The 24,864-nt window shown below is 63.5% G+C and carries 33 protein-coding genes, 1 tRNA gene and 1 riboswitch; of the genes, 17 read left to right on the forward strand and 17 right to left on the reverse strand.

The window, feature by feature from the left end; genetic code table 11:
- Positions 1-165: 165 nt before the first annotated feature.
- Positions 166-1,323 (reverse strand): transglycosylase SLT domain-containing protein, encoded by a 1,158-nt coding sequence (locus DOM67_RS15900; protein WP_110677679.1) that lies wholly within the window; start codon positions 1,321-1,323, stop codon positions 166-168.
- Between the two features lie 70 nt (positions 1,324-1,393).
- Positions 1,394-2,161 carry a hydroxyacylglutathione hydrolase gene (gene gloB, locus DOM67_RS15905; RefSeq protein WP_110677681.1) on the reverse strand — a complete coding sequence of 256 codons (768 nt, stop codon included), beginning with the start codon at positions 2,159-2,161 and terminating at the stop codon, positions 1,394-1,396.
- A 200-nt stretch (positions 2,162-2,361) separates the two neighbouring features.
- On the opposite strand from gloB, the gene DOM67_RS15910 reads away from it, so the two are divergent.
- The 4 genes from DOM67_RS15910 to nudC all read left to right on the forward strand — a co-directional run bounded on the left by DOM67_RS15910 (position 2,362) and on the right by nudC (position 5,416).
- Complete coding sequence (locus DOM67_RS15910; RefSeq protein ID WP_110677684.1) at positions 2,362-3,195, forward strand: methyltransferase domain-containing protein; 834 nt, start codon at positions 2,362-2,364, stop codon at positions 3,193-3,195.
- A gap of 122 nt (positions 3,196-3,317) precedes the next feature.
- A complete protein-coding gene (gene rnhA, locus DOM67_RS15915) occupies positions 3,318-3,815 on the forward strand; it encodes a ribonuclease HI (RefSeq protein WP_232825281.1) in 498 nt (165 codons plus the stop codon).
- 78 nt (positions 3,816-3,893) lie between these two features.
- Entirely contained in the window at positions 3,894-4,643 is a 750-nt protein-coding gene (gene dnaQ / locus DOM67_RS15920) for a DNA polymerase III subunit epsilon (protein WP_110677686.1), read from the forward strand.
- Positions 4,643-5,416, forward strand: coding sequence for an NAD(+) diphosphatase (gene nudC, locus DOM67_RS15925; protein WP_110677688.1), 774 nt, complete (start codon positions 4,643-4,645; stop codon positions 5,414-5,416). Before dnaQ ends, nudC begins: the two co-directional genes overlap by 1 nt.
- Before the next feature lie 7 nt (positions 5,417-5,423).
- On the opposite strand, the gene DOM67_RS15930 is transcribed toward nudC, so the two are convergent.
- The gene (locus DOM67_RS15930; RefSeq protein ID WP_110677690.1) at positions 5,424-5,744 is read right to left on the reverse strand and encodes an SCP2 sterol-binding domain-containing protein; all 321 of its coding nucleotides are present in this window, start codon (positions 5,742-5,744) and stop codon (positions 5,424-5,426) included.
- Positions 5,745-5,933: 189 nt separating this feature from the next.
- Here DOM67_RS15930 and sohB point away from each other — a divergent pair, with 189 nt between their 5' ends.
- The gene (sohB, locus tag DOM67_RS15935; RefSeq protein ID WP_110677692.1) at positions 5,934-6,968 is read left to right on the forward strand and encodes a protease SohB; all 1,035 of its coding nucleotides are present in this window, start codon (positions 5,934-5,936) and stop codon (positions 6,966-6,968) included.
- Positions 6,969-7,132: 164 nt separating this feature from the next.
- Here the strand turns inward: sohB and DOM67_RS15940 are convergent, their stop codons facing one another.
- A complete protein-coding gene (locus tag DOM67_RS15940; protein ID WP_110677694.1) occupies positions 7,133-7,429 on the reverse strand; it encodes a metalloregulator ArsR/SmtB family transcription factor in 297 nt (98 codons plus the stop codon).
- 260 nt (positions 7,430-7,689) lie between these two features.
- On the opposite strand from DOM67_RS15940, the gene DOM67_RS15945 reads away from it, so the two are divergent.
- Complete coding sequence (locus DOM67_RS15945) at positions 7,690-8,361, forward strand: 7-cyano-7-deazaguanine/7-aminomethyl-7-deazaguanine transporter (RefSeq protein ID WP_110677697.1); 672 nt, start codon at positions 7,690-7,692, stop codon at positions 8,359-8,361.
- Between the two features lie 173 nt (positions 8,362-8,534).
- On the forward strand, positions 8,535-9,320 hold the full coding sequence (locus tag DOM67_RS15950) for an alpha/beta fold hydrolase (protein ID WP_110677699.1): 786 nt from the start codon (positions 8,535-8,537) through the stop codon (positions 9,318-9,320).
- Between the two features lie 102 nt (positions 9,321-9,422).
- Here DOM67_RS15950 and DOM67_RS15955 read toward each other — a convergent pair whose 3' ends face one another.
- The 4 genes from DOM67_RS15955 to DOM67_RS15970 are packed head-to-tail and all read right to left on the reverse strand — an operon-like array spanning position 9,423 to position 12,993.
- Positions 9,423-10,316 carry a GIY-YIG nuclease family protein gene (locus DOM67_RS15955; protein ID WP_157958883.1) on the reverse strand — a complete coding sequence of 298 codons (894 nt, stop codon included), beginning with the start codon at positions 10,314-10,316 and terminating at the stop codon, positions 9,423-9,425.
- 37 nt (positions 10,317-10,353) lie between these two features.
- Positions 10,354-11,379, reverse strand: coding sequence for an ABC transporter substrate-binding protein (locus DOM67_RS15960; RefSeq protein ID WP_232825282.1), 1,026 nt, complete (start codon positions 11,377-11,379; stop codon positions 10,354-10,356).
- Positions 11,380-11,435: 56 nt separating this feature from the next.
- The gene (locus tag DOM67_RS15965) at positions 11,436-12,245 is read right to left on the reverse strand and encodes an ABC transporter permease (RefSeq protein WP_110677705.1); all 810 of its coding nucleotides are present in this window, start codon (positions 12,243-12,245) and stop codon (positions 11,436-11,438) included.
- A complete protein-coding gene (locus DOM67_RS15970) occupies positions 12,238-12,993 on the reverse strand; it encodes an ABC transporter ATP-binding protein (RefSeq protein ID WP_188115128.1) in 756 nt (251 codons plus the stop codon). Before DOM67_RS15970 ends, DOM67_RS15965 begins: the two co-directional genes overlap by 8 nt.
- A 41-nt stretch (positions 12,994-13,034) precedes the next feature.
- Positions 13,035-13,137: riboswitch (TPP riboswitch) on the reverse strand.
- 75 nt (positions 13,138-13,212) lie between these two features.
- On the opposite strand from DOM67_RS15970, the gene DOM67_RS15975 reads away from it, so the two are divergent.
- Positions 13,213-14,064: a hypothetical protein gene (locus DOM67_RS15975; RefSeq protein ID WP_110677707.1), complete on the forward strand. Its 852-nt coding sequence runs from the start codon at positions 13,213-13,215 to the stop codon at positions 14,062-14,064.
- A 98-nt stretch (positions 14,065-14,162) separates the two neighbouring features.
- A complete protein-coding gene (locus tag DOM67_RS15980; protein ID WP_110677709.1) occupies positions 14,163-15,872 on the forward strand; it encodes a potassium/proton antiporter in 1,710 nt (569 codons plus the stop codon).
- 98 nt (positions 15,873-15,970) lie between these two features.
- Here the strand turns inward: DOM67_RS15980 and DOM67_RS15985 are convergent, their stop codons facing one another.
- Entirely contained in the window at positions 15,971-16,186 is a 216-nt protein-coding gene (locus DOM67_RS15985) for a hypothetical protein (protein ID WP_110677711.1), read from the reverse strand.
- Positions 16,187-16,376: 190 nt separating this feature from the next.
- A complete protein-coding gene (locus DOM67_RS15990) occupies positions 16,377-16,679 on the reverse strand; it encodes a hypothetical protein (protein ID WP_110677713.1) in 303 nt (100 codons plus the stop codon).
- Positions 16,680-16,727: 48 nt separating this feature from the next.
- Here DOM67_RS15990 and DOM67_RS15995 point away from each other — a divergent pair, with 48 nt between their 5' ends.
- A complete protein-coding gene (locus tag DOM67_RS15995) occupies positions 16,728-17,108 on the forward strand; it encodes an ester cyclase (RefSeq protein ID WP_110677715.1) in 381 nt (126 codons plus the stop codon).
- A gap of 8 nt (positions 17,109-17,116) precedes the next feature.
- On the opposite strand, the gene DOM67_RS16000 is transcribed toward DOM67_RS15995, so the two are convergent.
- Positions 17,117-17,401: a hypothetical protein gene (locus DOM67_RS16000; protein WP_157958884.1), complete on the reverse strand. Its 285-nt coding sequence runs from the start codon at positions 17,399-17,401 to the stop codon at positions 17,117-17,119.
- Positions 17,402-17,699: 298 nt separating this feature from the next.
- Between DOM67_RS16000 and DOM67_RS20015 the strand changes: the two genes are divergently transcribed.
- On the forward strand, positions 17,700-17,921 hold the full coding sequence (locus tag DOM67_RS20015) for a hypothetical protein (protein WP_198651840.1): 222 nt from the start codon (positions 17,700-17,702) through the stop codon (positions 17,919-17,921).
- Between the two features lie 92 nt (positions 17,922-18,013).
- Here the strand turns inward: DOM67_RS20015 and DOM67_RS16010 are convergent, their stop codons facing one another.
- The 6 genes from DOM67_RS16010 to DOM67_RS16030 all read right to left on the reverse strand — a co-directional run bounded on the left by DOM67_RS16010 (position 18,014) and on the right by DOM67_RS16030 (position 21,743).
- On the reverse strand, positions 18,014-18,253 hold the full coding sequence (locus DOM67_RS16010; protein ID WP_110677719.1) for a hypothetical protein: 240 nt from the start codon (positions 18,251-18,253) through the stop codon (positions 18,014-18,016).
- A gap of 65 nt (positions 18,254-18,318) precedes the next feature.
- The gene (locus tag DOM67_RS19845; RefSeq protein WP_157958885.1) at positions 18,319-18,615 is read right to left on the reverse strand and encodes a hypothetical protein; all 297 of its coding nucleotides are present in this window, start codon (positions 18,613-18,615) and stop codon (positions 18,319-18,321) included.
- Positions 18,616-18,719: 104 nt separating this feature from the next.
- A complete protein-coding gene (locus tag DOM67_RS16015) occupies positions 18,720-20,081 on the reverse strand; it encodes a hypothetical protein (RefSeq protein WP_110677721.1) in 1,362 nt (453 codons plus the stop codon).
- Positions 20,078-20,614: a hypothetical protein gene (locus tag DOM67_RS16020; RefSeq protein ID WP_110677723.1), complete on the reverse strand. Its 537-nt coding sequence runs from the start codon at positions 20,612-20,614 to the stop codon at positions 20,078-20,080. Before DOM67_RS16020 ends, DOM67_RS16015 begins: the two co-directional genes overlap by 4 nt.
- A gap of 402 nt (positions 20,615-21,016) precedes the next feature.
- Entirely contained in the window at positions 21,017-21,328 is a 312-nt protein-coding gene (locus tag DOM67_RS16025) for a S24 family peptidase (RefSeq protein WP_232825284.1), read from the reverse strand.
- A gap of 325 nt (positions 21,329-21,653) precedes the next feature.
- Positions 21,654-21,743, reverse strand: a tRNA-Ser gene (locus tag DOM67_RS16030).
- Positions 21,744-21,906: 163 nt separating this feature from the next.
- On the opposite strand from DOM67_RS16030, the gene DOM67_RS16035 reads away from it, so the two are divergent.
- The 6 genes from DOM67_RS16035 (at position 21,907) to DOM67_RS16060 (ending at position 24,788) form a co-directional block, all read left to right on the forward strand.
- Positions 21,907-22,578, forward strand: a complete 672-nt coding sequence (locus DOM67_RS16035) for a Bax inhibitor-1/YccA family protein (protein WP_110677724.1) — start codon at positions 21,907-21,909, stop codon at positions 22,576-22,578.
- A gap of 145 nt (positions 22,579-22,723) precedes the next feature.
- The gene (tusD, locus tag DOM67_RS16040) at positions 22,724-23,116 is read left to right on the forward strand and encodes a sulfurtransferase complex subunit TusD (RefSeq protein ID WP_110678013.1); all 393 of its coding nucleotides are present in this window, start codon (positions 22,724-22,726) and stop codon (positions 23,114-23,116) included.
- Positions 23,117-23,151: 35 nt separating this feature from the next.
- On the forward strand, positions 23,152-23,553 hold the full coding sequence (tusC, locus tag DOM67_RS16045; protein WP_110677726.1) for a sulfurtransferase complex subunit TusC: 402 nt from the start codon (positions 23,152-23,154) through the stop codon (positions 23,551-23,553).
- A 14-nt stretch (positions 23,554-23,567) separates the two neighbouring features.
- On the forward strand, positions 23,568-23,858 hold the full coding sequence (gene tusB / locus DOM67_RS16050) for a sulfurtransferase complex subunit TusB (protein ID WP_110677728.1): 291 nt from the start codon (positions 23,568-23,570) through the stop codon (positions 23,856-23,858).
- Complete coding sequence (locus DOM67_RS16055; protein WP_110677730.1) at positions 23,858-24,205, forward strand: TusE/DsrC/DsvC family sulfur relay protein; 348 nt, start codon at positions 23,858-23,860, stop codon at positions 24,203-24,205. The genes tusB and DOM67_RS16055 overlap by 1 nt, the downstream gene beginning before the upstream one ends.
- Before the next feature lie 34 nt (positions 24,206-24,239).
- On the forward strand, positions 24,240-24,788 hold the full coding sequence (locus tag DOM67_RS16060) for an ACP phosphodiesterase (protein ID WP_110677732.1): 549 nt from the start codon (positions 24,240-24,242) through the stop codon (positions 24,786-24,788).
- Positions 24,789-24,864: the final 76 nt, after the last annotated feature.

Here is a 24,864-nt window from a genome sequence, read left to right on the forward strand (position 1 = left end):
TCTCCAGCCCCTGCCTCGCAGCCGCTCCCCTCGCATGCGTGCTCCCGTACTCGTCGTTGTCTGGCCGTGCTTTATACCCGAATCCCAGGTCTTTGTACGCAAACGGCGTATTCGCGTCGACGCCGGTTGCAGCACCCAATGCCCGTTACGGGCCGGCCAGCCGCCTCAGCGCGAATTGCTGGCGAGCGCGCGGGCCGGCACCGAGAGCGCCTGGCCGATACGGATGGTGCTCCCGTGGAGCCCATTCTCGCGCCGGAGGTCGCTGACGCTGGTGGCGAAACGCGCGGCGATGCCGGAAAGGGTATCGCCGCGCCTGACCACATAGCGCTCGAGCACCGTTCGCTTGGAGTCCGGCAGCTCGGCCAGGTTGGCCAGGAAACGCTGCTTGGCTGCCACCGGCACCAGAATGCTGGCATCCTCGCGGGGCCGGGTCGACGCGCGCTTGAAGCCGGGATTGAGCTGGCGCAGGGTCTGAGGGTCGACCCCCGACAGCTCGGCGGCCAGGGAGAGCGTCAGCGGGCCGTCGGTGGCTACCTTGACGAACGGTGTGCGGTTGGGGATCGATGGCAGCGCGACGTCGTACGCCGCAGGCTTGGCGATCACCTCCGCCAGTGCCAGCAGCCGCGGAATGTAATTCATGGTCTCGTTCGGCAGGCGCAGGTGCCAGTAGTCGATCGGCTCGCCGCGATTGGCGGCGGCGTCACGCGCCGCATTGACGGTGCCGGCGCCGGCATTGTAGGCGGCCAGTGCCAGCAGTAGATCGCCGTCATACCAGCGGTCGGCGAGCTGACGCAGGTAGCGCATGGCCGCATTGGTGGCGGCGACCACATCGCGCCGGCCGTCGTACCAGGCGGTACGCGACAGCCCCATGGCGTCGCCGGTGGCGGGCATGAACTGCCACAGCCCAGCGGCCCCACCGGGGTTGGTGGCGATCGGGTTGTAGCCGCTCTCGATGAACGGCAGCAGGGCGATCTCGGTGGGCAGATGGTTGGCGGTCAGGCGCTGGGTCACCCAGTGCAGCCAAGGGCGCGCCTGCTCGGCGATCAACTCGACATGGTGCGGGTGCTGACGGTACCACGCCAACCAGTGCGCCACGCGCGGATTGTCGGTCTCGTGAGAGAGCGCGAAGCCCCGGCGCAGGGTGTCCCAGGCGTCGGCCGCCGGTCTTTCGGTCAGACGCAGCGCCGACCAGAAGGTGGCTTGGCGCGGCTGGGCGGACTGGCGCTGGCCGGGGTCGGTCCAGGCCGCCGCCGGCAGCGCCGAGCAGAGCAGGCTGCCGGCCAGGCCGATGACCAGATAGCGGCGTCTCGAGCGGGCATTCATGCAGCAGACATCCTCGGGTGTAAATCGCCGCCCGTAGCGCCGGTCGAGGCGCCGCGTCGGCGGACAGCGTTCAAAAGCGATCCTTCCAGCCGCGCAGCGTAGCGAAGGCCTCCGCCGTGCTGGCGCTGGGGCCTTGCTCGCTCAGCGTCTGGCGCAGCGCGGGCTGGTCGAGGCGCAGGAACGGATTGATCTGGCGCTCGCGGCCCAGCGTGGTGGGTAGCGTCGGCCGCTCCAGCCGGCGCGCCTGCTCGCACTCCTGGCGGTAGGCGTCGCGGGCGGTGTTGTCGGGCTCGGCAGCGCTGGCGAAGGCGAGATTGGCCAGGGTGTACTCGTGTGCCGGAAATACCAGCGTGTCGTCGGGCAGGGTGTCGAACTTGGCCAGCGAGTGGCGCATCTGTTCCGGCGAACCCTCGAACAGGCGCCCGCAGCCAGCGGAAAACAGCGTGTCGCCGGCGAACAGCAGGCCCGGCGTGCCGGGGGCGTAGAAGGCAATATGGTCGAGGGTGTGCCCGGGGACGCTCGATACCTCGAAGCGGCGTCCCAGCACGCGGCACTCGTCACCCTCGCCGAGGCGCTGGCCAATGCCCTCGATACGCGGATTCTCGGGTCCGAAGACCTGCGGCGCGTAGCGTTCGATCAGCTCGCGCAGACCGCCGGTATGGTCATGATGGTGGTGGGTGATCAGCACGCTCTCGAGCCGTAGCTGTTCGCGCTCGAGCCAGTCGATCACCGGTGCCGCGTCGCCCGGGTCGACCACGGCAACCGCATCGGTGGTGTCCTGACGCAGGAGCCAGATATAGTTGTCATCCAGCGCGGGAATCGGCTTCACGCTCAGCATGTGTCATCCTCTTGCGACGATGGAGCGGTTGTCGACGATGAAGACGTTGTCGACGCGGGGCGGTCGAGGGTGCACGACCGATCGACCTCGCTGAGACCCGGATCGACCCGGCCGGTTCCACCGCATGCTGCCTTCGGCGCCGCCGAGGGTGGCGCCGCGCACCGCTCAAAAAGCGATAACCTTGGGGAGTTAAGGCGCCCGTGTCAATCACGTCTACGCAGCAACGGCTCGCCGATGCGGTCCGGCGCGGCCGCCAATTCTGGGATAGCGGGCCCGGTGCCGCGCTATGGCGCGCCGAGCGAGCTTGCCTCGGCCCCCACTGCGAGCATCGCCATGGCGTGCTCAGCCTGCAGCTCGGGATGGCGCCACTGATCAGCGACATGAGCCCGATTCGCCACACACTGGAGTGGGCGCCCAGCGCGGCCTTGGCACGCCAGTCCAATACCCTGGTCTGCGCGCCGGAACGTTTGCCGCTGGCTGATGACAGCCTCGATCTGACCGTGGTCCACCATCTGCTCGAGGCGGTCGAGCGCCCCCACCAGGTGTTGCAGGAGGCCGCCCGGGTGACCCGCGCCGATGGCCGGCTGGTAGTCTTCGGCTGGCACCCCTACGCGCCGGCGGGCGGTGCCCCACGCCGGCATCAGCCGCCGTGGCAGCAGCCCTGGCGCACACCGCGGCGGCTGCGCGACTGGCTCGAGTTTGTCGACTTCGAGATCGAGCGAGTAGACTACTGCGGCTTCCGGCTGCCCTGGCGCTCGGCACGCAACCGGTGCCTGGAGACGTTCGGCCGGCGCTACAACGTGCCGCTGGGCCAGGCCTATCTGCTGATCGCCCGGCGCCGGGCGCTGCCGGTGCAGCCGATCACGCTGCGCGAGCCCAAACTGGTGGGGGCCAAGTCCGGTGCCTGGCTGGGATTGGCGCGGCACCATCCCCAGGCGCCGACGCGGGACGTTGCCAGGGCCGGTGATCCCCCTTCGGCGCGGCCGTTGCAAGAGGCCGCCACGCGACGAGTGGAGAGCTCGCGCAGTGCCTGATCCCGTCAATGCCAGGGCGCTCGCCAGGCGCCGATACCTGAACGCCCGCCGCCATTGGCGTGGCCGAACTGCCCATCGATGCGTGCCGCCGATGGGTCAATACGCCAGAGAGAATTCACGTTTTGCCAGCTTCCTCTTCATCGGCTTCCACCGCGGACGCCACACCCCAGGCCAAGCTGCCTCAGGTCACCATCTACACCGACGGCGGCTGCCGCGGTAACCCCGGCCCCGGCGGTTGGGGTGCGCTGCTGGTCTCGGGGCAGCACCAGAAGTCGCTCAAGGGCGGCGAGCGTCACACCACCAACAACCGCATGGAGCTGATGGCGGCGATCCAGGCGCTACGGGCCCTGGATCGTCCCTGCGAGGTGGCGCTGTGGACAGACTCCCAGTATCTGCGCAAGGGGATCACCGAGTGGATCCACGGCTGGCAGAAGCGTGGCTGGAAGACCGCCTCGAAAGAGCCGGTGAAAAATGCCGAGCTTTGGCGTGAGCTGCTGGCGGAGACCCAGCGTCATCGCATCGAGTGGCACTGGGTCAAGGGCCACAGCGGCCATGCCGGCAACGAGACGGCCGATCGTCTGGCCAACGAGGCGATCGATGCGGTGATCGCCGGCGACTGACGTGCGCCAACCCTGGCCCCCGGCGTGTGGGCGCCGGAGCTATTGCAGATCGAGTGTTTGAGAGTTGAGGAGAGCCGCATGCGCCAAATCGTCATGGATACGGAAACCACCGGGATCGACCCGCGCGAAGGGCACCGTATCATCGAGATCGGTGGGATCGAGCTGATCAACCGTCGCTTCACCGGCCGTACCTACCATCAGTACATCAATCCCGAGCGCCATATCGAGGCCGAGGCGATCGAGATCCACGGTATTACCAACGAGCGGGTAGCCAACGAGCCGGTCTTCGCCCAGATCGCCGACGAGCTGTGGGCGTTCATGCGCGGCGCCCAGCTGGTGATCCACAATGCGCCGTTCGACGTCGGCTTCTTCGACCACGAGTTCCGCCTGCTCGAGGCCGCCCGCGGCGGGCCGGTGCTGGGGCCCGTGGCCGAGCACTGCAGCGTGCTCGACACGCTCAAGATGGCGCGGCAGATGCATCCGGGGCAGCGCAACAGCCTGGATGCACTGTGCAAGCGCTACGATATCGACAACGGCCAGCGCGTGCTGCACGGCGCACTGCTCGACTCGGAGATTCTGGCCGAGGTCTATCTCGCCATGACCGGTGGCCAGACGGCGCTGTCGCTGGCCGGTAGCGAAGAGAACGAGAGCCGCAGCGACAGCGGCGCCGGGGCCCATCTCCAGCTCGACCGGGCGACCACGCCGCTGGTCGTGGCACAACCCAGTGATGCCGAATGGCAGGCGCACCGCGAGCGCCTGGCGCAGATCCGTCAAGCTGCCGGCCAGTGTCGCTGGGATGCGCTGGACGGTGATGGAGCTGCCTCCTGATGCTGCGTCGCGAGCTGCCCCCTGCCGATGTGCGGCGGGGCTGGCTTATCCGCCTGAATGCCCAGGGCGTGGCGCCGAGCAGCGATGGTCAGGGCGTGCTCGAACGTGACGTGGCGTGGCCGCCGCAGGCACTGCGCCTGGGCTTCTGGCACGACGAGCCGGTGGCGCTGTCGATCGAAGCAGGCGGCGAGGCATGGCCCCCGGCACGCGACTGGCTGGCGCAGATATCACCGGCCGAGAGCGAGGTTCTGGCGACCGCGCTGCAGGTCAGCCATTGGGAGCGCGACCACCGCTTCTGCGGTCGCTGTGGCCATCCCACCCAGCGTCTGGCACATGAGTTCGCGATGAGCTGCGAGCAGTGTGGACTGCGCGCCTATCCGCGTATTTCCCCCTGCATCATCACCCTGGTGACCTTCGGCCGCGATATGCTGCTGGCACGCAGCCCGCGCTTTCCGCCACGGCGCTACTCGACCCTGGCGGGCTTCATCGAGCCCGGCGAGGCGGTGGAGTCGGCGGTGCGCCGCGAGGTGATGGAAGAGGTCGGCGTCGAGGTGGGGCGGGTCAGCTTCTTCAAGAGCCAGTCATGGCCTTTCCCGCACTCGCTGATGATGGGCTTCTTTGCCGAGGCGACCAGCCGGCGCATTCGTATCGACGGTCACGAGATTGCCGATGCCGCCTGGTTCACGCCGGAGAATCCGCCGGAGCTGCCGCCGAGCTATTCGATCTCGCGCCAGTTGATCGACACCCACCGGCGCGCGGTGGCGACACGCTGAGGCCCGTTCAGTCGTTACGCTTGCCGAACAGCTTGGGCAGCCGCGCGGCCAGGCCGATGTCGCCCTTGACCTTGACCCGGCCACCGAGTAGCGCCTGCATGGCGTTGAGCTCTTTCTTGATCAGAGCGATGAGGGTGGCCGTGTCACTCTCGATGGTCACATCAGGAGCAGCGTGGTGGCCGGTATGGATGCTAAGGCTGCCACCTTCGATCACCAGATGATGATCGTCGGCGTCGTGCAGTAAAAACTGATAGGTCGCGTTGAGATCGCCCGCGGCCGCGGAATCGAAGCGGTGTTGCAGCTTGGCGATCAGTTGCTCGTCATCCATGATGGCCCTCCATTAGCGTTCGGATAAGCAAACCACTGCGCTGTGCGTTATGCAAGTTGCGGTTTCTCAAGCCGATTCTCGCCTGCCCGCGAAGGTCTCCGGCGTTTGATAAGCAATCCTATTCGCGCCGGCTCGCGGCGAGGGCCAGATGGGTAATGGATTAGACATAAATGATGTAAGGAGCAGGGCATGATCGAATGGCTGGCGGAGTACGGTATGTTCCTGGCCAAGACCGCGACACTGGTGGTCGCGCTGGCTTTGGTCCTGGCTCTGATGGCGCGTGGCCGCCGCCGTGGCGGTGACAGCGGTAGCACCGGCCAGCTGCGGGTGACCTCGCTGGATGCGCGATTCTCCGGCCGTCAGCGCCAGCTGCAGCTGGCGGCGACACCCAAGTCGGGACGACGCCAACTGGCCAAGCGGCTCAAGCGTGAAGAGAAGCAGGCGGCCAAGGCAGCGGTGAACGAGCGGGTCTGGGTGCTGGATTTCGAGGGCGATCTCAAGGCCTCGGCGACGCCTGCACTGTCCGAACTGATATCGCTGCTGATAGCGCAGCTCGAATCGGGTGACGAAGTGGTGCTGCGGCTGACCTCCGGCGGCGGGTTGGTCCACAGCTACGGTCTGGCGGCCGCGCAGCTCGACCGCCTGCGTGACGCCGGCGCGCGGCTTACGGTGTGCGTGGACAAGGTCGCGGCCAGCGGCGGTTACATGATGGCGTGCTGTGCCCATCACCTGATCGCGGCGCCCTTTGCGGTGATCGGTTCGATCGGCGTGGTGGCGCAGATCCCCAACGTACACCGGCTGCTCAAGAAGCATGACGTCGACGTCGAGCTGCTGACGGCGGGACGCTACAAGCGCACCCTGACCGTGCTGGGCGAGAATAGCGAGGAGGGCAGGGCCAAGTTTCTCGAGGATCTGCAGTCGACCCACGACCTGTTCAAGCAGTATGTGGGCGAGCGCCGCCCGCAGCTCGACCTCGAGCAGGTGGCGACCGGGGAGATCTGGTACGGTAGCGAAGCGCTGTCCCAGGGGCTGATCGATGCCGTCGGCACCAGCGACGCCTACCTACTGGAGAAGCTCTCCAGCCAGGCGCGGGTCCTGCACGTCTCGCTGACGAGTCGCCGCGGTCTCGCCGGCCGTCTGGCCAAGGGGGCCGAAGCGGGAGTGGAGCGGACGCTGGATCGGGTGCTGGAGCGGCTAGGCCGTCTGGGGTGGGAGCGTCATTAGACCCCGGCGCGAACATACCGCCTGCCCGCAGGGGAGTCGGCACAGGCTCGGCCGCCTTTCAGACAGGCCCCAGAGGCTCCCCCGGCGTGCCCGGGGGCAGGAGGAGGCGCTGCGGGTGGGGCCGCTGCCCCGGCCTGCCCACTTCTGGCACGTGCCGCGTGCGCCTAGCCCAGATCTAGATTGGCGAGGGTGGCGATCAGCTGCCCGGCGGTATCGCCGTTGAGCGAGTAGTAGATGATCTGCGAGCTGCGCCGCGTGGTGACCAGCCTCTCCTGGCGCAGCACAGCAAGATGCTGCGATAGCGCTGACTGGCTCAGCGCCATCTGCTGGTTGATCTGGGTCACCGAGCGTTCCCCGGCCATCAGCAGGCACAGAATGCGTAGCCGACTTTCGTTGGCCATCGCCTTCAGGGTCGCGGTGGCGGGCCCGAACTGAGTTTCCGAGAGTGTCTGTTCCGTCATATGTGAAGTCCGCATTCGCAGGGCCGGCGCTGAACAATCTGTTACATTCATTTCTTATATTAACCTTTGTAACGTTAAGTTACAAAGTTTTTTTAGTGGTCCATCTGGTCTGGTATCGAGAGGGTACCTATAATGCCGCCCCCGTCGACGCTCGCCGGAGGCGACGCCAGGTGGCGCGCTGAGAGGCGGCAGCGAGCGGGACGTTGTCACTGAGGGTTCCCTTACCCCTCGGCCGACCGGCAGACGAAAAAGGTTCTTTCATGCTCAAGCTCGACGAGAGTCAGATTCGCCAGGCGCTGCTGTGGCTGGTCGCTTTTCACGTGGCGGTGATCACCGCCAGTAACTATCTGGTGCAGCTGCCGTTCACGCTGTGGGGCCTGCATACCACCTGGGGCGCGTTCAGCTTCCCGTTCATCTTCCTGGCAACGGATCTCACCGTGCGGCTGTTCGGCAAGTCGGCCGCGCGCCGTATCATCGCCGGGGTGATGGTGCCGGCGCTGATGATCTCCTATGGGGTGTCGGTGCTGTTCCAGCAGGGCCGATTCCAGGGCTTCGAGGCACTGGGGCAGTGGAACCTGTTCGTCGGTCGCATCGCGCTGGCCAGCTTCATGGCCTATGTGCTGGGGCAACTGCTCGACATCCATGTCTTCGATCGCCTGCGCCGGCTGCGCGCCTGGTGGGTGGCGCCGACGCTCTCCACCATCCTCGGTAACCTGGCCGACACCTTCGCATTCTTTGCGATCGCCTTCTGGCACGGTCCCGACGCCTTCATGCGTGAGCACTGGGTGGATATCGCCTGGTTCGACTACGCGGTGAAGCTGACCATCAGCCTGCTGTTCTTCCTGCCGCTCTACGGGGTCCTGCTGGCCTGGCTGGGGCGGTTCCTGCTGAGCGGACGGGACGAGTCACTGCCGGGCCTGCCGCGGCGCTGAGATCCTGGGCTGGCAGGCCGGACACGGGTCGAGCGATGCTCTGTTATTCTTACTGCCGGCGCCACGACAAAGGCGGCCAGCGCCGTGGCTGAAAGACAAGCCCCTGGTCGAAAGGCGTGCCCACCGCCGAAAGGCGAGTCCGAAGTTGGAAGAAGAGCAAGAGGAGAGCCAGGTTGCAACTGCACTGTATCGATACCGGCGTCGTCGATGCCGATGACGCCACACGCCCCCTTGTCGTGCTGCATGGCCTGTTCGGAAGCGCCGATAACTGGCGCTCGCCTATCAAGCAGTGGCAGCAGACGCGCCGCGTGGTGGCGGTCGATCTGCGCAATCACGGGCGTTCGCCGCATGCGCCGGGGATGCGCTACGCGCAGATGGCGGATGATGTCGCCGAGTCGCTCGACGCGCTCGAGATCACTCAGTTCGATCTGCTGGGTCACTCGATGGGCGGCAAGGTGGCGATCACCCTGGCCCGCCAGCAGCCCCAGGCGGTGGCCAGCCTGATCGTCGCCGACATTGCCCCGGTAGCCTATGACCACGGTCATGACGAGATCTTTGCCGCCATGCGTCGGGTCGCCGAGGGTGAGCCGGAGTCGCGCCGCGAGGCCGATGCGCTGATGGCTGAAAGCGTGGAGGTCGCTGCCACGCGCCAGTTCCTGGCGACCAATCTGGTACGGGACGATGCCGGGATCCTGCGCTGGCGGGTGGGGCTCGACGAGATCGCCGACGGCTATGCGGATATCATCGCCGCGCCGGACGGCGAGGGCGCCTATCCGGGGCCAGCGCTGCTGCTGCGCGGTGGTGATTCTCCCTATGTGCGTGACGCTCATCGTGATGCAGTGGCGGCAGTGATGCCCGAAGCGACCTGGCAGACGCTGGAAGGCGCGGGGCACTGGCTCCACGCCGAGCAGCCGGAAGCGTTCCTGCAGGCGCTGTCGCGCTTTTTCGCCTCTCTCTGAGTCGCGCCTATCCGAGAGTCGAACCGCCACCGTTTGAGCCCTGGACCGCCACTGTCTGCTTCGCCGTTGACGTGGACGCGGCGATGCTCCATTCGGTGGCGCTCAATCGCTGCCGTCCGTCTCGCCTTCGTCGATCATCTCGCCCTCCACGGGAATGACGTCGAGATTGTCGGGTTGGGCGGCGAGGAAGCGGTTGAGAATCCGGTAGGTGTCGATATCGAAACCGCGGTTGTCGGGTAGTACCTCGAGCTGGTGCAGATCGCTGACACTGCCCTGGTAGTGCCAATGGTCGACCACGTGCAGCGCGACGTTGCCGCTGTCACTGTGTTCGCGAAATGCGACTCGACCCGGCCACGGCCAGTTCTCGATCCGCAGCCGTTCCATCGCCGCCTTGGCCCGTCGAGCATGGCTCTCCAGACTCTCTTCCCCGCAGCAGGCGCCGTGACAGCGTCCCAGCTGATAGCCGAAGCAGCGCCCGCGCCCCCTCTCCAGCCCCAGGACCTGCAGGCACAGACCCTGCTCGGTGGCGATATCCTTGAGTGTACTGCGTGCGGTATGGCGATTGCGGAACAGCCCATAGAAGCGCGAGCGCGCGGTGACCACCCACTGGCCATCGCTCAGCTCGGGGCGTGCATCACCTTCCGGCCAGTCCCAACTGATCAGCCTGACACGGCGACGCAGCTGGCGGTTGTAGAGCGGCACCCAGCGCTTGATCAGATCCGCCTCGAGCAGCTGTGCACCGAGGTCTCCGCTGGTCAGAATCCAGGCGATGCGCCGGGTCTGCTCGATCATGTGGCGGTGACGCCCGGAAGCGGGGTCGCGCACGTGGGTGCGCACACGGGTACGGATGTCGAGACTCTTGCCCACATAGAGCGGCAGGTCGTTTTGACCGAAAAAGACGTAGACGCCGGTATGTGACGGCAGGGCATCGAGGGCGCCGACACCGGTGCTGGGCAGCGACTCGGCCGGGTCGCGTCGCGGGTCGTAGAGAGGCATGGGGGAGCTCATGCTCCCCACAGTAGCCGATTCTGACTCAGGGTGCGTTGAGATCGACCGCCAGGCGCGAGATCGGGCTCTGGCTTTTGATCTGGCCGCGCTCGAGCAGGAAGGCCTCGAAGTCGCGGTAGCGCTTGACGTCCAGTGCTGCCGGGCGCAGCGCGAAACGCGGTAGGGTGGCGTTCCAGGCCGCCTTGTTGAGCGGAGTATCCAGCGACGGGTCATAGGCGATGAAGTGCTGCCAGCCCTCATCCGGATGGTTGATGATCCAGGCGGTGGCCTCGCCGATCGCGTCCATGAAGCGGCGGTAGGCGTCGCGATGCTGGTTCAGGGTGTCGCGATTGCCGACGAAGATCAGCTCGTCGTAGGTGGGAACGCCTTCCTCCTCGATATAGAAGGGCTTGCCCTCGACCCCTTCCTGCTTCATCTGCGCCGGCTCGAAGTTGCGGAAGGCGCCGGTGACCGCATCCACCTTCTGGCTGATCAGCGCCGGCGTCAGCGAGAAGTTGACGTTGACCATCTCGACGTCGTCCAGCGTCAGCCCGTGGTGCTCGAGCATCGCCGCCAACAGCACCTCTTCGACGCCGCCCACCGAGTAGCCGATCTTCTTGCCGGCGAGCTGGGAGAGGTCGTCGATACCTCTGTCGGCGCGCACCAGCAGCGCATTGAGCGGGGTGGCGATCAGCGTGCCGATGCGCACCACCGGCAGCCCCTGGTCGACCTGCAGATGCAACTGCGGCTGATAGCTGATGGCCAGGTCGATGCGCCCGGCGGCGACCAGCTTGGGCGGCACGCTGGGGTCCGCCGGCGACTGAATGTCGACATCCAGCCCGCGCTTGGCGAACAGCCCGAGCTGCTTGGCCACCAGGATCGGCGCATGGACCGGATTCGGGTACCAGTCGAGCATCACGCTCAGCGGAATCATCTGGGGTGGTGCCAGCGCCTCGTCATCGGCCAGGGCGCGGAGTGGCAGCAGCGCGGCTAATATCAGCAGGATCATGCCGGCCAGCGCCGGGCGACGTGGTCCGAGTGTGGCAGGGGTGGTTCGAGATAGCGTGGACATACGCAGGTTCCCTCTGGGTGTGGTTATTGTCGGCGTGTGATCGTCATCCAGGAGCGTCACGCACTGGCCTCCAGGCGATCGCGATGCCAGGGCATCGCCGCGCGAATCGCGGCGTCGATACCGAAATAGAGCGCCAGCGCGAAGGCCACCAGGACCACCAGGGCCGCGAACATCACATCGATCTGCAGGCGGGCGTTGGCGTTGAGCATCAGATAGCCCAAGCCCTGGCTGGCGCCGACCCATTCCCCGATTACCGCGCCGATCGGTGCCGCGCTGGCGGCCATGCGCAGTCCCGAGGCGAGTGACGGCAGCGCCGCCGGCAGTTGAACCCGCAGCAGCGTCTGGCGCCGCGACAGACCGAAGGTGGTGGCCAGGTCTAGCCACCCCTGGGGAGTCTGACGCAGGCCATCGTAGCCGGTGGAGGCGACCGGAAAGTAGATGATCAGCATCGCCATCAGGATCTTGGGCCACAGGCCGTAGCCCAGCCATAGCATCAGGATCGGCGCCAGCGCGAACAGCGGTATCGCCTGGCTGATCAGCAGCAGTGGCAGCAGGGTGCGGCGCAGGGGGCGGAAGCGTGCCAGTGACAGGGCCGTGGCCAGCCCCAGCAGCACGCCGCCGATGAAGCCGCCGAGGATTTCGGTCGCGGTGACCAGGGCATTGTGGGCCAGCAGTGCGCGCTGTTCGACCAGCGCCCGTGCCACCGCCAGCGGCGAAGGCAGAATGTAGCGCGGCACCCCGGTGAGGGTGATGACCGCCTGCCAGGCGGCGATCAGCAGTATCAGTGCCAGCAGCGCCCGGGTGGAGCCGTGGAGTTTGCCCAGGAGACCGGGCCGGGCCGCGTGCAGTGCGGTCGAGTCAGACATGTGCCGGCTCCCGCAGCAGGGCCACCAGCTCGGCCTGATGCGCCAGCAGCTGCGGATCATCCAGCGCCCGCGGCCGCCGACCTGTCGGTGCCGCCATCGGCACTGCGCGGGCTGGCTCGCCCTGCAGCACCAGCAGGTGGTCGGCGAGCCGCAGCGCCTCCAGCGGGTCGTGGGTGACCATGATCACGGTGCGCGAGGCGAGCAGTTCGCTGGCCAGGTCGTGGAGCTCTAGCCGGGTGATGGCGTCGACCGCGGAGAAGGGCTCATCCATCAGCACCACCCCGGCATCCTCGTATAGCGTACGTGCCAGCGCCACACGCTGGCGCTGGCCGCCGGAGAGTGCCGCCGGCCAGGCATCGGCCTTGTCTGCCAGGCCCACACGTGACAGCAGCGCCAGCGCCCGCTCACGCGCTTCCGATGCCGTCGGGCCGGCCCATCTGCCGCGCCACCTGGTGCCCAGCATCACGTTGCCGATGACCCGCAGCCACGGCACCAGCAGGTCCTGCTGTGACATCCACGCCAGGCGCCCCTGCAGCGGCAGCCCGTCGCTGGTCGTGCACTCGATGCGGTGGCGGTCGGGCAGGGCGAGGCCAGCAATCATGCGCAGCAGCGAACTCTTGCCGCAGCCGCTGCGCCCGAGCAGGCAGGTCCAGCTGCCGGCGTCGAATTCGACGGCGAGATCGTGGAACAATGGGCGGGCGCCGAAGGTGAGCGAGGCGCGGCGAATGTCCAGCCCGGGTGGTGACATGACCACTCCCATGAAGGTGGCTGCAACGGCGGGGGCGTCATGCGCGGGCAGGCTGGCCTTTCCTCCGCCGGTGCTAACCGGTTCAGGTTCCAGGGTTGTGCGCTGCACTCTCAGCCCGGCCGGCGGGCACCCCTATCCAGTGAGCGCCGATTGTACGCCGCCTGGGCGCCGCTGCCCACCTTCGGTCCGATACTCTGAACCCGACGGGGAGTCGCGATCTTGTCAGATGTTCCGCCCATCGCCGATGCCGAACTGACGCGCCGCGTGTCGCTCTACGCCGGCGTACCGCTGACGCCGCTGCCGCTGCGCTTTGCCGATAGCGCCAACTGGCTGTGGCGCAGTGAGGAGCTCTCGCCCAAGCTCTACAAGCTGGCCCGTACCGGTGCCGAAGACGATCCGTTCTGGCGCGGCATGCGTGATCTGTTCGGTGTCGACCGCTGGCGCCATGCCCATGAACTGCCGGCGCTGGCAGGTTCGTTGCCCCAGCACCTGCCGCTGGCGCCGCTGCCGCTGACCTGGCTGGGCCGGCTCCAGGGCGCGCCACTGTGGAGTCTGCCCTGGCGCCAGGCGCCGGCGGCGCGGATGGATACTGCCTTCGCAGGCCAGTTGGGTCGGCAACTACGGCGACTGCATCGCGACACGCTACCGGGATGGGGGCACCCGGCTGGCGAGGTCCATCCTCTCGACGCCTGGCCGCAGGCGGCATGGGCCTTCGTCTCCAGCCACGGCGGCCTCGACGCCGCAAAGCTGGCCGATCTCGCCTGGCCGCTGCCCAGCCGTGCGGTCTGGAGTCTGCCCGACCTGCGCCCGGACCAGTTCCTGCGCGGCGGACTGGATGGCTACTGGGCCGACTGGGAGGCACTGGTATGGGCGCCACTGGAGTTCGATCTGTGTCTGCTCGAGCTGATACTCGAGAGCGCGGCACAGCGTGAGGCCTTCGTCGACGCCTACGGCGCCGAGCATCTGCCGCCGCTCGACCGCTATCGCGCCGGCATGCGCGCGGTCATCCTGGCCCTCGGCGTGCAGGGGCCACAGAGCGTGACGCTCCAGGCACATCCCCATTGGCTCTAGGCATATGAAAAGGATAAAAAATTCAGTGCGCTTCCCCGCGCAATCGGGTAACGACATGGCATACTGAATCTTTGGGAACGGATACCGACGATAGTCTCGTGGACTCGATCAATAGCTTGTTTCTCGTTTGCGGCGCGCTGATCGCGCTGAGCATTCTCGCCAGCCGGGTCTCCTCCCGGATCGGCGTGCCGCTGCTGTTGCTTTTCCTCGGGCTGGGCATGCTCGCGGGAGAGGAGGGCGTGCTCGGCCTGCATTTCGACGACTACTCGCAAGCCTTTCTGATCGGCCATCTGGCGCTCGCCATGATCCTGTTGGATGGTGGCCTGCGCACGCGCTTCCAGACCTTCCGCGTAGGTCTCAAACCGGCGTTGTCGCTGGCCACCATCGGGGTGTTTCTCACCAGTGGCATCATTGGCCTGCTGGCAATGTGGCTGCTCGACCTCACTCCAATCGAAGGGCTGCTGGTCGGTGCGATCGTCGGCTCCACCGACGCCGCCGCGGTCTTCTCGATGCTCAAGGGGCAGGGCGTCAATCTCAACGAGCGTGTCGGTGCCACCCTGGAGATCGAGTCGGGGACCAACGACCCGATGGCGATCTTTCTCACCATCACCCTGGCGGAGATGCTGACCGGTGGTGTGAGCGGGATCAGCGAGACGCTGATGCGTTTCGTGCTGCAGTTTGGCGTGGGGTTGGCGATCGGCCTCGGCGGCGGCTGGGTCTCGGCCAAGCTGCTGCGCTGGCTCGATCTGGCGCCGGGGCTCTACTCGCTGCTGGCCCTGGCGCTGGGGTTCTGCATCTTCGGTGCTACCAGCATCATCGGTGGCAGCGGCTTCCTCGCGATCTATCTCACCGGGCTGATGATCGGTAACCAGCCCGGACGTCATCTGACGCACATCCTGCCGGTCCATGACGGTCTCGCCTGGCTGAGTCAGATCGGGCTGTTCCTGGTACTGGGCATGCTGGTTACCCCATCGGAGATGATCAACTACGCCGTGCCTAGCATGATCCTGGGGATTGCGCTGATTCTGGTGGCGCGTCCGGTCGCGGTGCTCGTGTCGCTGGTACCGTTCTTCAACTTCCGCTGGCGCGAACTGTGCTTCATCTCCTGGGTCGGCCTGCGCGGCGCCGTGCCCATCGTACTGGCGATCTTCCCGGTGATCAGCGGTGTCGAGAACTCGGCGCTCTACTTCAACGTGGCCTTCTTCGTGGTCCTGATCTCTCTGCTGCTGCAGGGGTCGACCCTGGCGCGATTCGCCCACTGGATGCGCGTGGCGCTACCCGAGACCACGACGCCGGACCGTCGTGGCCAGCTCGGCGTGTTGCCGGAGAACGACTACGAGATGTTCGTCTACAAGGTCGAGAACGAGTCACTGGACGATGCGCCCATTCGGCTGCTGCGACTGCCCTCGGGCACCTTGATCTCGGCCATCTTCCGCCAGCACGCCATGCTCCATCCCAAGGGCAGTACCCGGCTGCGACTGGGGGACGTGATCTGCCTGATCGGGCGCACCGGCGATCTGCCTTCCCTGAATCGGCTGTTCAATGGCGAGTCCAAACTCAAACGCGAGCGCGCCTTCTTCGGGACCTTCTCGCTCGACGGCGAGGCGTTGATGCAGGACGTGGCCAACGCCTACGGTCTCACCCTCAGTCCTGGCGAACAGGAGATGACGCTGGGCGAGTTCGTGGCGCTGCGTGTCGGTGGTCACCCGGTGGTGGGCGACGACGTCGATTGGCACGGCTTTCACTGGGTGGTCAGCGAGATGGAGGGTAACCGGGTGACCCGAGTCGGCCTCAGGCTCTATCAATGACCGCCAGGCACGCCATCAGGGAAAGCCAGACAGACGAAGACCCGGNNCCGGGTCTTCGTCTGGTAAGCGCTTGTTGAATGAATGGGGCTGGCGGCGGCCTACTCGACCTCGGCATCCAGCGACGGGCGGTTCAGCCGCTTGCCGGTCTCGCGCTCGATCATGCCGTTCATGCGCGCAGCGCGATGCTGGGCCTGTGACTCCTCGTCAAAGTAGCCCAGGCTGCCGCCGGTATCGCCGTCGAAGACTTCGTAGGAGACCTGATTGTGGCTCCCCGGCTTGAGGGTCTTTCGCACTTCGATGAAAGGCTCGGCCATGATGGAATCCTCGCGCAAGAGATGGACGTTCAGCGTAGCTCACTCGATTTCGCTGTATAGGGGGCGATTTCGCGGTATGGGGACGTACTTTCCGCCATTGGGCAGGCTTGCCCCATGTCAGCCTAACGCCTGCAGATGACCGTTTGGCGTCATGGCCGGTGGTGATCAACTGGCGGCATATGCCACGGCCCTAGTCGGGATCGAGATCCCACTGCAACCCGAACTGTAACCCGTTGACCGCCTCGTTGAGCAAGTCCTGGTCGCGATTGGCGTTGCTGAGGTCGCTCTGGATTCGCGCACTCTGGGTCTGTGGGTCCGGCCAGCCCAGCCGGCCCATGCACGCCTGGTACTCTGGCTCGCCGGCGATCTGATGCGTCTGGCGCTCACAGGTACGGCTGTCTCTGAGGAAATTCGTCGCACTCACGCGCGGCACCGCCGACACGCAGCCGGCCAGCAGGCAGCAGATCAGAATGAGGGATAGCAGACGGCACATGGAGGCTTCACCGGGAACTGCTCAGAAGCGTAGCACTCTTGGCGCGCTTTGTTACCAGAATTCACGAGTCAAGCGCTTGTTCGTAAAGCGACTCGTGACGTCTGGGACGCGCTGGGTCGCTTTGTCCACGAAGCCGTGACCCGCAACGGCCACCTGCTGGGACTCGCTGGCTATCGCGAGATGCTGGAGCAGGATTTCGCGACCATTCCGGATCTGTATTTCACCATCGAGCTGCTGGTGGTCGAACCACCGCGCATCGCTGCCCGGTTGGCATTCGACTGCACTCCACAAGGCACCTTCCTTGGCCTGGCGGTCGATGGCCGGCGGGTTCGCTTCGCCGAGAACGTCTTCTACACCTTCCGCGATGGCAAGATCGTCAGTGTTCAGTCGGTGATCGACAAGAGCGCGATCGAAGCGCAACTCGGGTAGGGGGAAAGTCACCCGTCGCAGGCACAGCCCGGCGGCCGATGGCAGGTGTAGTTTCTGCTGATGCAGCTGTTGCCACAGGCTTTACTCTTGCGGCACACCTTGCAGCAGCCCTGTGCCAGCAGTTGCCCATCGTCCGCGCTGAGCGTGGAGAATTCTGGGGCGACGGCTGGGCACGTGCCCTCGAAGGCAACCTCTTGGGTGAATATCTGAGGGGGCTCTGTGCTGGGCTCTGCGGCAAAAGCCGTGATGGCCACGACCATGCTCACCAGGATGGCGATCATTAGCGGTTTCATGTTGCTTCCCTGCGTGTAGGTTTTATAGCGCCTCTTCTGGGCGATTCTGGAGCATTACACTGGGATTTTGCGCTGCCAATAGCACGTTGGTCTTTTGTCGCACAGCCCCGCCCCCGATCCCCCGCGTATCGTCAATCGGCGGCTCAGTTGTTGGCCGAATCAGGCGGGGCGCCCGAGCATCGGCAGCCGCGATGTTTGTCTCGGCGCTGTACGGTTACATCGCTCGCATCTACTGGCCGGGCTGCACCGCGGAAGGGGGCTAGGCGATGGCAGATGCGATGGTCAAGGAGGCGGCCTGATGGTCGCCCAGCGTCGAGCCATCCACCGCGACCTTTTCAAAGGCGAGCAGGGTAAGCGAGACAGCACCTACGTCGTCGCCCAGCTCGGCCCCAAGTCAATCGCCCGTTCGGTCGATCGCTGGCAGGAGCTGGAACGGCAAGTCTCTCAGCCGCCCCACCCTCAGAGACCGCAGGCCTTGGCTGAAGCGGCGCCCGAGGTGGCGTTCGCCAACCGGGTCTAAGTTTGCGCCGGATGCAATCACCGTCGGCGAGGCATCCAAAACGCTAGGCACTTGCAGGGCCCGCTTTTTTGTCGCCGGAGCGGCCGGAGCAATTAGGGGTACGAGACCTTGGCGGCGGCAACGCCACCAAGGAAGATTGCACCGAATAGCAGCATCGGCAGGTTCACAGCCAATGCCACCACGATCAGAAACCCGGGGATACCGATGAAGCTGATTAGCAGCCAGCCCTGGATGTTCTGCCATGACGGCGGAACGACAGTCATGACTAGCAGGGCAAGCAACGGCAGGCCGAATATCAATCCGAAGGCGACATCGGGTGGCGGCATTGGCATTGTATGTGCCTCTTTGTTGTTTAGGCTAAGCCCTATCTACTAGTTTCAGCCCTTTTCTCAGCCTCTTATAATGTGATGAGGGATGAAGTATCTAGCCCCTGCTTGTACTTTTTCGCTGTCTCGATTGCATCTGGGTCTCTTTTGCCGGATATAATGTCTGCCGCTATGTCCGATATGGCTCTATCAGCATATTCATAAAATTGCTTGTTCAGGGTGGCTCCTGAAGAAAATATTTTTTGAACCCTGTAATAGAACGTATCTACCACAAAGACTGTTTCCCCGGCGTACCTGCCTCCAGCGTCTGAGATGGTGACTCCGATCGAGCCTATGCAGGCATTTGGGCCTTCAATTTTATATCTCATGCCTCTTGTAACCACTCTTTCTACTACTTGGAAACCCTAGTCAACGACTCTTGGTATACAGGAGTTTCATTGCTTTTGTTTCGTGGTAATGGGGTGGGTGTGTTTCAAATCTCAATTATCGGTGAGTCGCTCAAAGATTCGTTTAGCTGTTTATGAATCCTGCTGTAGTCTCGATCAATCATCGCTTCGACTTGTTTTATTCTTTCTCCTTCACTGCCGTGCAACAAATAGCTGGTTTCAGGCGCTACGTACCGCAAAACAATTAGAACCAATGGCCAGCTGACACCCAATGGATTCTTTGTGACTGCGATCTTACCAATGTTTATAAGCCCAGCCGTCCCATGAGCAATAATTAACTGTCTGCGTAAGCGGGGGTCGGAAGCTGCGGGGATGGCCTCCTTCACTGATTTTCCATCACGAAGCTTCCGTATCATGTATCCCGCTCGAATAATGAGCTCACTGATTGCGACGGGGATCGAAGCAGCGATGAAGTGGCGGAAATCGTAACCACTTCGATACATCATTCGTGATAGCTCAGCAATGGAGTAATTTTTGTCACCAATTTTGCCAAACTGAAGAAAGGAAAGTAGTGGCATGAGAGGCGCGGGCAATCCGGCAGGCGTGGCGACATCAGACAACAAATGCCCGGCAACCCGTTTTAGAGCTTTTAACACACGAGCGATAAACCATTCACCTTCTAACAATGGAATGGCTGTCTGCTGGACAATGATGTTGCCGAATTTGTCAATCGTCGTGAATTCACCCATTAATATGTCTTTGACCCCAAATATGAAACCTAATATGGGATCGTGGCCTAGTGATTGGTATCTGTGGGTGCGAGGTGAAAGACCTTCCACATTGATATTAAGCTTCGCATTTGACGCTGGATCGAAAGAGACGTTGTATAGCTTCTCCAACGATTTAATTCTCTCAGGCGAGAGAATCTTGCCAAATGAATCATTGACTTTATTTGAAAGCCAGCCGCCATCGGCACCTTGGCTGCCTAGGAAACCACTATGTGAAGGAACCCTTACAAGGAATATGTCAATTAATCCTGATAAAATCCCTGCTGAGACAGCTAGAGCGAAGTCGTAGCGATCGAGGCTACGAAGCCACCCAAAGTCTTTTTCGATCCCGCCATGTTTGCGTATAACTTGATTGATTTCCGAAGCGGAGAGTATTTCAGAGAAAGATAAAGATCCCGTAACAGTAGCTTCCGCCTCGGCTATGACCTCAGCCCAGCTGTTGGCTTTTATAGCATGTGTCGTAAGCTTATTAATGCCTGTGGGCTGGGCTTTCGGAAGGTCCTTGCCGTATTTAAGAATCAATTCTTCAGATGAGTTGATTCTGTCATTCAGAATCTGGCGCTCGTCCGACAGGTTTGACTCGATTTCTCGAGACTGCCTCGCGTGATAAATCGCAACGCGTTTACCATCTTCAAGATAGCCCCTTCTTTTCCCAGTCACGTGGCTTTTCCGTTTAAGTCGCTTTCAAGGTCTTTAATGATCGTCTGTAAGACAATATTGAGGCGCTCAAGGTAATCAGCCCGTTCTTTGTTTTCTCCGAATTTAGCTTTCAGCTCGGAGATGATTTTGTTCTGCTTCTCCACCGCACTCTGAAGGAGCATCTCTTTCTTTTCATGTAGCTTTCGTTTGTTTCTTTTCGAAATGAAGGCGTATGCCCCTACGCCCAGTAGTGCGGCGGGAGCGGCAACAACGCCAATTCCAGCGACCATGCCGCCACCGACCAGAGACCCTGCCGTAGCGAGTCCAGAAGTTATCCCCGCGGCTGAGAGTCCTGTTACCCCCCCAAAGTAGAGCCCAGCAAAACCTATGCCTGCACCAGTTCCAATTCCACCAGCAGCAGCTAGGACTTCATTGACATCACCGTCATGAGAGCTCTCACGAGTTGGATCATTGATAGCAGCAGAGGCTTCATCGAGGACTTTCTGTACGGGAGCAAGTGCTTTTTCATTCTGATATAATGGTTTGTCAGACATTGCAGTACCAAGAGGTTGGGGGTAGACACTTACGTGATATCGGCTGACCTCGCCATAAGTTTAGCCTCATCTACTCAACCGAAGCCTTGTAAAAGATCCAACAACCCCATCTGTACCGGTCTGACTCAGGCCGGTAGGGCGTCCTTCCACTTCCAGGGAAGCAGTACGTCGAGGTCGTACGCGTCGCCTAGAGTGGGCGGTTCAGTTCAGGTGCGGTTTGAACAGCCGCTCGCAGCTCACGTAGAACGAGTTGCAGTCGACGATGGCGATCATACGCAGAACTCGGCATGCCCGGAGCGGACCACACCCCAGATCTGGGTCTCGACATCTGTCATGGGAATCGGTGGATAGCGATTGCCGCCGGAGCACAGCAGTTACCACTCCTCGCGGGTGACCCACTTCTTAACAGTCAGCTCGCTCTCGACCAGTGCGACGACGATATGCCCGGGGCTGGGCGTAATCGAGCGATCGACGACCAAAGAAGTCGCCTTCGTAGATGCGGTACTCCTCCATCGAGTCGCCCGAGACCTGGAAGATGAACGTTGCGGCTTGGTGCTTGATGAAGCGCTCGTTGAGGTCGAAGGAGCGCCCGGCGTAATCCTCCGCGGGGCTAGCAAAACCGGCAATGCCGGCGCGGGCCAGCACCTCAGCGCAGGGGATGTCGAGGCGGGGCGGGCTACTCGGCGCCTGGCCGATGAGTTGGATGCGGGACATGATTCATGGCCTTCCCTAATAAACTGTATGTAAATACAGTATTCAGAGAAAGCCCCGGAGAGGCAAATGATTCTTTGGGGGGCCGGTGGACGAAAACGGAACTGGGGCAGGCAACAGCCCGGCTCGTGGCGATCATGAGAATATTGCATGCCTGCAGGAGAGCCGGCGAGGGGGAGTGCGACTTTCGTATAGCAACAAGCGTTTAAGCACCGGTCCGGCGCAAGCTCTATAACGGTGATCGTTATAGGCGTTATAGAAACGGCGTTTCCAAAAGGCTTCAGGCAAGAAAAAGGGCCAGCTAAGTAGCTGACCCTTAAGAAAAAAGTGGCGGAGGGACAGGGATTCGAACCCTGGAAGGGCATTAACCCTTGCCGGTTTTCAAGACCGGTGCATTCAACCGCTCTGCCATCCCTCCGGCTTACGGCGGGAGATAGTACCAGCTCTCCCTCGGTCGTCAACAGGTTCTTTAGCTTTCAAAGGGTTATTTCACTTCCGACGGTGCCATTTACGCTTGTCAGGGGAACTTTGCAAGGGCATTCTGGTCCATGGGTGTAATCGACATAACCGAGGGGATACGTATGGACTACCGCACATCGCACGACGTCACTGAGCGTCGATCGAGCGTGGCCAGCACCAACAAGGTGTTACGCAACACCTACATGCTGCTGGCCATGACCCTGATGTTCTCTGCCGTGACCGCGGGCGTCGCGATGGCGCTGGGCGTCACTCAGATCAACATCTTCATTTTCTTCATCGGTGCCTATGGCCTGATGTTCCTGGTGCACAAGACTGCCAACTCGGCCGCCGGCATTCTGACGACGTTCGCGTTCACCGGGTTCATGGGCTTTACCCTGGGGCCGATCATCGATCTCTACCTTTCCATCCCCAACGGTGCGCAGTTGGTGATGACCGCGCTGGGCATGACCGCGGCCACCTTCCTGGGGCTGTCGGCGGTGGCGCTGATCACGCGCAAGGATTTCAGCTTCCTTGGCAACTTCATGGTGGCTGGTGCCATCGTGCTGGTGCTGGCAATGGTCGCGGCGATGATCTTCAACATCCCGGGGCTTGCGTTGGCAGTATCCGCAGGTTTCGTGCTGTTCTCGTCGGCGGCGATCCTGTTCCAGACCAGTGAGATCATTCACCGGGCGGGCGAGACCAACTACATTCTCGCCACCATCACGCTCTATGTGTCGATCTACAATCTGTTCATCAGCCTGCTGTCCATTCTGGGCGTGATGTCCGACGATTGATCCACACGCAGGGCGCTGACCGCCCAACCGCTGAACGGAAACCCCACCTCGGTGGGGTTTTCTGCGTTTGGGTGCCACGTTTTGGCGGGGTGGCCGGCTTTGGTAAGATGCGAGCCTTCCCATGATCGATAGGCCATATGACGTGTTGAGCTATGCGCTGCTGGTTCACGCCGCGCCCTACAGCGAGCAGGGCGCGCTCTCGGCGCTGCGTTTCGCCCAGGCGGCGGTGGCGCAGGGCCATCGGGTGTCGAGCGTGTTCTTCTATCGTGACGGCGTGCACAACGCTTCGATGCTGATGGCGCCGCCGCAGGACGAGGTCCACCTGGCCGAGGGCTGGCGATCACTGGCGCAGGAACATGGCACTGAGCTGCTGGTCTGCGTGGCGGCGGGTCTGCGTCGCGGTCTGATGAGCGCCGAGGAGAGTGCGCGTCACGGTCGCGAGGCGCACAACGTCGAGCCGCCGTTCGTGTTGACCGGGCTGGGGCAACTGGTCGATGCCATGCTGGGCAATGATCGCGTGATCACCTTTGCCCCCTGAGAGCCGATTCACGAGTGAGTGTCAGAGTGAGTGCCATGACAGACGATGAAACGGCGCCAGCCGCCGACACCCAGCCGATATCGCTCGACCTGCTGGTCATACTGCGCCATCCGCCGCACGGCAGCAGCTGGCTGCGCGAGGGCGTCGATGTCGCCCTGGTGGCCGCGGCCTTCGGTCAAGCGGTCGGTCTGCTGTTCCAGGGAGATGGTGTCTTTGCCCTGGTCGAGGGCCAGGGGGCTGGGCCGCTAGGGCAGAAGGGGACCCATGCGCAGTTGGCGATGCTGGAGATGTACGACATCGAGCGGCTCTGGGTCAGCGCGAGCGCCCTGCGCGCCCGCGGCCTCACGCTGGCGGATCTTGCGCTACCGGCCTTGGCCCTGGAGGCCGATGAGATCGACCATCTTGTCCATGCGCAGCCACGCACGCTGCTCTTCTGAGCGAGGAGATTTCGATGATGCTGCATCTGCTCAACCGCTCGCCCCAGTTCGATGGCATCTACTGGGATCTGAGCGAGGCCTTTGGCGCCGAGGATCATCTGCTGCTGATCGAGGACGCCTGCTACGCCGCGCTGCCCGCGGCGGCACCCAGCCTGGCGGCTTTCGGTGGGCGTGTCTCGGTGCTCTCTGAAGACGCCGCATCCCGTGGTCTGCTGGAGCGACTGAGTGACGGCGTCACGGTGGTCGACATGGCTGGATTCGTCGCGTTGACGGCAACCTTTCCCCGTAGTTTGAGCTGGTTCTGATGACGACGATGGCACGCACGATAACGGTCGAAGGTCGCGAGATCGGTCTCGACCCCGAGGGATACCTGGTCTCCCTCGCCGACTGGACGCCGGCGGTGGCGGAAGCACTGGCGAACGAGGAGGGACGTGAACTGAGCGCGGCGCACTGGGAGGTTTTGACGCTGCTGCGCGACTTCTACCAGCGCTACGAGGCGGCGCCGGCAATGCGTCCGCTGGTCAAGGCGGTGCGCCAGGCGCTGGGCGAGGAGAAAGGCAGCTCGATCTATCTGATGCGGCTGTTTCCGGAAAGCCCTGCGAAGGTTGGGGCGCGTCTGGCCGGCCTACCCAAGCCAACCAACTGCCTGTGACGCCGCATGAGCGAGCGTATATGAGCGCCAGCCGATGAACTTTCTCGCCCACGCCGAGCTTGCTCGCCACGGCAGCGACGACTTCCTACGGGGCAATCTAATTGCCGATGGGGTCAAGGGCCAGCAGCTGGGAGACTGGCCGGCAGCGGTGGCCGAGGGTATTCGTCACCATCGACAGGTGGATGCCGCCATCGATCGCCATCCCGAGGTACTCGCCCTGCGTGCCAGCGCCCCGGCCGCACAGCGGCGTTTCGTGGGTATCGCACTGGATCTGGTGTGGGATCACTTTCTGGCTGCCCGCCATCACGATCGTCAACTGGTGGCGCGCTGTTACCGCGTACTGGGCGGCGCCCCGGCACCGGATCGGCTGGGGCGTCTGGTGCCGGCGATGATCGAAGGCGACTGGCTGGCGCGCTATGCCGATTTCGGTTTCACCTGCCGGGCCATCGCCGGCATCGGTAGCCGGCTCCGTGGTCCTAACCGGCTGGCCGAGTTGACCCCCTGGCTGGACGACGAGTACCCGCGACTCGAGGCGGCATTCGTGCGGCTGTGGCCGGAAATGCAGGCGCGCTTTGCCGGCTGACCGGTGATCGCCGAGCCGGGAGCTGCCACCGCCGAGTCGGTAGGTACCATGAACCAGTGCCAGCGAACCCAGCGGC

The organism is Salinicola sp. RZ23, assembly GCF_003206675.1.
Lineage (GTDB): Bacteria > Pseudomonadota > Gammaproteobacteria > Pseudomonadales > Halomonadaceae > Salinicola > Salinicola endophyticus.